The sequence below is a fragment of the Corynebacterium flavescens genome (assembly GCF_008693105.1).
In the GTDB taxonomy this organism is placed as follows: domain Bacteria; phylum Actinomycetota; class Actinomycetes; order Mycobacteriales; family Mycobacteriaceae; genus Corynebacterium; species Corynebacterium flavescens.
In genome coordinates this window covers 67,390-74,151 of the sequence record NZ_VXKK01000001.1, presented here as the reverse complement: position 1 = coordinate 74,151, position 6,762 = coordinate 67,390, and the positions used below count along the sequence as shown (strand labels likewise).

Genomic DNA, 6,762 nt, shown 5'->3' with positions numbered 1-6,762 from the left:
ACCATAATTATCTCTATGAACAGCACTAATGCGTTCAACCAGCACGCCGTCACGAAGTCGACGAGCACTTAACCCGCGAGCCTTGGACTGGCGATAACCACGCGAGGTGATAAACCCGCCAGCCCGGTTATTTTTCAACGTCTTACAGATGAACTCGACAGAGAAACGATTCCGGTTTTCATCGATGAACCGGATCATTTCCGACGTTTGGGGTCGAGTTCCGACGCGAAAAAAGCTGACGCGGCTTTCAGTAGCTCATTAGTGTCGCGGAGCTCTTGATTTTCACGGCGTAGCCTCGCGTTTTCGGCGGCCAAATCTTCAGGTACAGGTTCTGGGGTGTTTCCTGCACGGCGGGCCTGCTGGGTCCATTGACGAGCCGTGTGCCATGAAACCCCCAGCTTTGGAGCTACTGCCTGGCACGCGGCCTGCATCGACATATTTTCCGCCAAGATGCGGTCTTCCACGAGACGGACCACACGGTCCTTTGCATCCTGGTCAAATTTTCTCGGCATGTTCCAGATTTTCCCATCTACTCAAGCGGAACAAAACCTGGGACACTTCAAACCAAGGGGAGGTTTGACGGTACCACCGGGTGCGTTTATCCAGTTCGGGGCCGTACTTTTGAACCCAACGGTAGATGGTGGTGTGATCCACCGGCACACCGCGCTCGGTGAGCATCTCCTCGAGATCGCGGTAGGACACTCCGTATCGGCAGTACCAACGCACAGCCCAGAGAATCACGTCTTTGGGGTAGTGCCTACCGGAGAAGATGCCCATGAGCACCGATCCTGACCGACTGATACCAGCTTTGCAACAGCACCGTACGCAGTGATGATCTCTCGTCGCAGCTGCGTGGAAGTGGCTAAAGCGTTCCGTCTGTGCCTGTGCTCGCGTGCGGGCGACTTCGCCCATGCGGGTGTTAGAGAACGGGTCAGTCTGCGGAAGTTGGAGCGACAGTCGGTGCAGTTCTTGCGGTGCAACTCGTATGGGGTGATGTCGGTGGTGCTGTGGGTCGCAACCTAGACTAAAAGGGCGCGGGCACAGTCGGCTACCTCGCGCCTCTCGGCTGAGGTGTTTGTTCCGCGGCCGGTACCACTATCTCCGGCCATGTAGAGGTAGTTTCCTCCGCGTCCGCGCGTGAGCGGAATGTGCACACCGGCGCGATCATCTGTCCGACTCCGGCGACCACGTGCGCCACGTCGACGGTTGCACCGTGGGCAGACTGACCCGTGGCGGCATAGCTCAGCTGCGCATGTCCACGCAGGTAAGTAAAAAACAACGACACTATGGCGTTTGTATCGTCTAGCCGGCGGGGAGCGGATACTAACGTCAGTATCGATTACTTTGGCCACCCAGCGTTGTCCGTTGCTCACAGAATCACCGGCGTTGGCGATCAGGTCGTAGTAGTTACGGCGTGTCAAAATAACTTCGCCAACATGGGCGAAGTGTCCTCCGGAAACGGTCATGGACTCGGACAGATACAGTTCGCCGCGCCCGGTCCATAACTTTCTGTGCCGCAGCGTTCAGCGCTTCCACGTAGTCGCTGGTCGAGAGCACGAGCAGTGATTGCTTACCATGAACGGTTCTTCTTCCCAACTGGAAAGAGCAACGTTCATCATGGCAGCGGCCAAGTCTGTAGCCAGCCGTCCTGCCTGGATATAGAAGTCAGCGGCGCGGCTCGACTGAGCGCAGATGCTTCGAGGCTCCAGCCCAACTGGACGGCTGCGCCTTGGGCATCGAGGTCGCCTGCTTGCCGCAATGCACGGGCAAGCGCCATGGATTCATGGACTTCGTCTTCGCCGACCATCACGTCCGCAGTCTTGCCTGTCGGGGTTAGACCAATGACCTATTTCCCTTGGCAGCACTAGCAGCCCCCTGTGTCTCTCCAATCGGGTCGTGCAGGGCGCTGCAACAGCGCCCTGCGTGCCTGACTTGCTCCCAACTGACCGCGCCCGATTCCGGCGAGCCTTCCGCTTACATCTTGGGTTTTAGGAACAGACACTCGTCAAGAGTTTGGACAACGGCTCCTCCGTGCCACTGTCTGCCTCGTATCCCAACCCCGACCTTCTGGAGCGTCTGCATGAACTTTTTCTCAAACCGATACCGTCCGCCTTCTGCTCGTTATCATCTGCGCCCAAGCGCTCATTACTTTGAGCCTCGATGATCTTCTCGACACTAGCGGCGCGCTCTTGACCATCACGCCCGTCCGTCCCCCACGTCCTGACCTTGATAGCTCAGACCACTAGCACCTCGTGCTCTCCACATGCCTCCTCGTACCACACACCTATTGCAGATAATCTGACTTTCGGTTTTAGCAGGTCACAGACCAGGCGGAGGGCAGTGCTTTTCACCGTCGAAAAAGCCGCATAGGATAGGCCTCATGATGTCTGTGAGAGTGGTCAACGCCGGGGACGGCTACGCCTATCTCATGAACTCTGTTGCCACCCATGACGAGAACACTGCGGGGACAAAACTCGCCGATTACTACAACGCTTCCGGCACTCCGCCTGGCCGCTGGTTCGGAAAAGGAATCGCCGGATTAGGCGAAAACTCTAGTGTTACTGTCGGCTCCACCGCGCAGGAATCGCAGATTGCCGCGCTCTATGGCGAGGGACTTCACCCCGACGCCGACGCCCGAATCAACGACGGAGAGTCACTAAAAGACGTTCAACTCGGTCGCCAGTACCCCATCTTTACCAAGGGTGTCGACGTGCTGGAGGCCGTGAAAGCAGCGCAACAAGCGTTCGTAGAAGGTAACGGGCGACGCCCCACCACTGACGAGCACAACCTCATTGGATTAGAAACTGCTCGCCCTTTCTACGAGGCGCAAGCCGGTGTTTCCGCATCGTCCGCGCGCGAGGTTCTTGCTTGGCTCAACGAAGAAAAGAACAAAGTCAAGCAGGCAACCTCGGGAGTAGACCTGACTTTCTCGCCGCAAAAGTCGGTGTCTGTGCTCTGGGCATTAGGTGATGACACTACCCGGCAAGCTATCGAGAAAATCCACAATGAGTGCGTGGAAGAGTCCTTGGAGTGGGTCGAAGACAATGTGTTGTTCACCCGAACTGGTGCTCGTGGAGAGCGCCAGATTAAAGCCAGGGGCATGATTGCGTCCACGTTTGTTCACTACGACACTCGCGCCGGCGACCCTGATTTGCACACTCACTGCCTGATTTCTAACAAGGTTCAGGCAGCCCGGGGAGTCGATGGTCTCACCGATGCCGAGGCCGATAAGTGGCGCAGTATCGATGCGCGAGCTCTTTTACAAAACGCTGCGCGCGTCGGACAGCGCTACCAGCAGCGTCTTACTCACCGTCTATCTGAGGAACTCGGCGTGGATTTCCGCCCGAGAATTACTACTGATGACAAGCAGCCGGTGTGGGAAGTCGCGGGAATTAGTGACGATCTCATCGAGTCTTTTTCCTCCAGGCGGACTATGGCGCGGCCGGTTTATGAGAAGTATGCCGCCGATTACGCCGCCACGCATGGGGTCTTGGTAGTAACGGGGACGGATTGAGCGCTAAGCCCTGCGAGGGCGCGAGGTAGCGTGATGATATGTCTACTGATCAATATTTGACTGAGGAACAAGCGGTGGTGTTCGGGCGGTTCGTAGGCGAACCATCTCAGGCGGAGCTGGAGCAGTTCTTCTATCTCGACGCGGCTGACCTGGAAGGGATTGCTGAGCGCCGCGGTGACCATAATCGGCTCGGTTTTGCGCTTCAGGTTGGGACAGTGCGGTTCTTGGGTGCTTTCCTGTCGGATCCGCTGGATGTTCCGTGGTCCGTGGTGGAATATTTGGCGGCACAGCTCCGAATTAATGATCCCTCGATGATCAAGCGGTACCCCGAGCGCGTTGCGACTCCGAACGCTCATGCGCGGGAGATCCGCCGGCTCTATGGCTACGGGGACTTCACGGGAGCTGCGGTCGAGGATTTGAGCGAGTTCGTTTACTCGCGCGCCTGGACGCATGGTGAGGGGCCGAAGGCGTTGTTCGCCCATGCGGTGGCCTGGTTGCGTCGGAAACAGGTACTCCTTCCTGGCGTGACGAGACTACTGAAGTCGGTTCAGGCTGCTCGTGAACGTGCAGTGTCGGAGCTGCACGAGCGACTGGCTGGGGCAGCAATGGTCGCGGATCCTCAGTTGCCGGGACGTTTGCTTGGATTGCTGGCCGTTGATGAGGGTGCCCGTGGGTCCAGGTTAGAAGCATTACGCGCAGGGCCTGTGAGGTTATCCGGGCCTGCCTTGAACAAGGCCCTGACACGGGTCGAGCAAGTCAGTGCCCTGGGGATTGGCGCGGTGGAGACTTCAGGAATGCCGGCATCTCGGTTACGGGCGCTGGCACGGTATGGGGTGGAAGCAAAGGCGCAGTCGCTGCGCCGATTGGCGGAGCCGCGCCGCACGGCCACGTTGGTTGCGACAGTGGAAGCGTTGTCAGTGGCGGCGGTCGATGATGCGTTGGACTTGTTCGATGCACTGATGGCATCGAAGGTATTGGGGCCCTCGAAGCGGGCTGCGGTCGCGGCACGGTTGGAGACACTGCCGGAGCTGGAGAAAGCCTCGGCTGTTCTTGCCCGTGTCGGCCGTGAATTGGTCTGTCTGCTGGAGGAAGCGGGCGAGCAAGTCGATGTAGCGATGGTATGGGCGCGGCTGGAAAAGGTCGCCGCAAGGGATCAGATCACGCAGTACGCCGACACGGTCGGTGCTCTCATCCCGGATGCCTCGGGACTGGAGGGCGCGATGCGTGTGCAGGTGGCCCGCCGATACCGGACGGTTGCCCCGTTCCTGGGGTTGTTGGCTACCGTGTTGCCACTGCGGGCAACGGCAACGGGACAGCCTGTGCTTGATGCCCTGGCCGGATTGGAAGCCCTGCGTGGCCGCCGGCAGCTCCACAAGGACGACGTTACCGAGGCCTTGGTACCGGCTGCCTGGCGCGCGGCGGTGTTCGGTCGCGACGGGGTAGAAGTTGACCGGGAAGCATGGATTTTGTGCGTGTTGGAGCAGCTACGCGTTTGCCTGCGCCGTCGGGACGTGTTTGCCACACCATCGACCCGGTGGGGCGACCCACGCGCCCAGCTGCTCGACGGTGAGCAGTGGGAACAGGTACGTGATCGGGCGCTGACCAGCTTGGGCCTGGAAGGGCCGGCTGCTGAACACCTGAACGATCGTGTTGAGGTACTGGATACGGCCTGGAAGAACTTGACGGCAAGCCTCGAGGAAGCGGGCCCAAACGGTTCAGTACGGGTGGAACCCTCAAGTACGGACGGGCGCACACGTTTGAAGGTTGACCGTCTGGATGCCCTGGAGATCCCGGACTCGCTGCGTGAACTCCGTGGGCAGGTCGCCTCGATGCTGCCACGGGTGGATCTTCCCGAGCTGCTGCTGGAGGTTCATTCCTGGACCGGGTTCCTCGACGCCTACACTCACATCGGGCAGTCCAGGGCCCGTATGGATGATCTGCCGCGCTCGGTTGCGGCGCTGCTGGTTGCAGAGGCCTGCAACGTTGGCCTGACACCCGTGGTTGCCGAGGGCCACCCGTCTCTGACGCGCGCTCGGCTTGGACACGTGGATGCGAACTACCTGCGCAGCGAGACTCACGCCGCCGCGAACGCGACCTTGATCAAGGCCCAGGGTGAGATCCCTGTCGCTCAGGTGTGGGGCGGTGGGCTGCTGGCCTCGGTCGATGGTCTGCGGTTCGTGGTACCGGTACGCACGATTAACGCTGCCCCGAACCCGAAGTATTTCGGCCGTGGACGCGGGCTGACGTGGTTCAACGCGGTCAACGACCAGGTGGCCGGCATCGGCGCCACTGTCGTGCCCGGCACCGTGCGTGATTCACTCTACGTGCTGGACACGATATTGAACCTCGACGGCGGCCCCCGACCGGAAACGATCACCTCGGACACGGCTTCCTACTCCGACATGGTCTTCGGGATCTTCGCCCTGCTGGGCTACCGGTTCTCGCCACGGATCGCCAATCTGTCCGACCAACGCCTCTGGCGCGCAACCCCGCGTGGCACCACGGACTCCGATTACGGGTCGCTGAACGATGTCGCCCGCAACCGGATCAACTTAGCCAGGATCGCCGCACACTGGGATGACATGACCCGCGTCGCTGCGTCTCTGGCGACAGGGACGGTGCGCGCCTACGACTTGCTGCGCGTGCTCTCGCGTGACGGCAGCCCGTCCCCACTCGGTGCCGCGATCACCGAATACGGGCGCATCGACAAGACCATCCACCTGCTCGCCCTCATCGACCCACTCGAGGAAACATACCGGCGAACGACCCATACGCAGCAGACCGTCCAGGAATCACGCCACCGTCTGGCACGCGCCATCTTCCACGGGCGGCGCGGGCAGATCTACCAGCGCTACCGCGAGGGCCAGGAGGACCAGCTCGGTGCACTTGGCTTGGTCCTGAACGCCATCGTGCTCTGGAACACCCGCTACACAGATGCCTCCATCAATGCACTGCGCGAGGACGGCAACCTCGTGGATGACGCCGATATCGTCCGGTTGTCCCCGCTCGGCGATCAACACGTCAACATGCTCGGTCGCTATGCCTTCACCACCACCACACCAAGCGGGCTTCGCCCCCTGCGTATCTCCCCTGATAGCGCTGACTGAACCATAGGTAGCGGGTCTGATACTGGTATGGACCACGCTGCTCTGAACGTAACCAGTCCCGCAAGAACCCAAGGAACGTCTACTGGGACAGCTCCTTTTGGCGAACCTGTCTGTGCGCGGTTCACCGCGATTTGGAACATT

3 protein-coding genes and 3 pseudogenes are annotated in these 6,762 nt (G+C 60.1%); 2 read left to right on the top strand and 4 right to left on the bottom strand.

Annotation, left to right across the window (positions count from 1 at the left end; translation table 11 throughout):
- The 4 genes and pseudogenes from F4V60_RS12585 to F4V60_RS00335 all read right to left on the bottom strand — a co-directional run.
- A pseudogene (locus tag F4V60_RS12585) lies at nt 1-198 on the bottom strand (IS3-like element IS3501 family transposase); the annotation flags it as partial.
- A pseudogene (locus F4V60_RS00345) lies at nt 195-537 on the bottom strand (transposase). The pseudogenes F4V60_RS12585 and F4V60_RS00345, both read right to left, overlap by 4 nt.
- A 27-nt stretch (nt 538-564) precedes the next feature.
- Nucleotides 565-777, bottom strand: a pseudogene (locus tag F4V60_RS00340) (IS6 family transposase); the annotation flags it as partial.
- A 271-nt stretch (nt 778-1,048) separates the two neighbouring features.
- Nucleotides 1,049-1,285 carry a hypothetical protein gene (locus F4V60_RS00335; protein ID WP_141256064.1) on the bottom strand — a complete coding sequence of 79 codons (237 nt, stop codon included), beginning with the start codon at nt 1,283-1,285 and terminating at the stop codon, nt 1,049-1,051.
- 1,095 nt (nt 1,286-2,380) lie between these two features.
- Here F4V60_RS00335 and mobF point away from each other — a divergent pair.
- Both mobF and F4V60_RS00325 read left to right on the top strand, forming a co-directional pair.
- A complete protein-coding gene (gene mobF, locus F4V60_RS00330; protein ID WP_075728827.1) occupies nt 2,381-3,514 on the top strand; it encodes a MobF family relaxase in 1,134 nt (377 codons plus the stop codon).
- 38 nt (nt 3,515-3,552) lie between these two features.
- Nucleotides 3,553-6,621, top strand: coding sequence for a Tn3 family transposase (locus F4V60_RS00325; RefSeq protein ID WP_075728826.1), 3,069 nt, complete (start codon nt 3,553-3,555; stop codon nt 6,619-6,621).
- Nucleotides 6,622-6,762: the final 141 nt, after the last annotated feature.

Bases quoted from the DNA above. Each gene is read 5' to 3' on its own strand.
- mobF (WP_075728827.1), top strand. From the start codon at position 2,381: ATGATGTCTGTGAGAGTGGTCAACGCCGGGGACGGCTACGCCTATCTC.
- F4V60_RS00325 (WP_075728826.1), top strand. From the start codon at position 3,553: ATGTCTACTGATCAATATTTGACTGAGGAACAAGCGGTGGTGTTCGGG.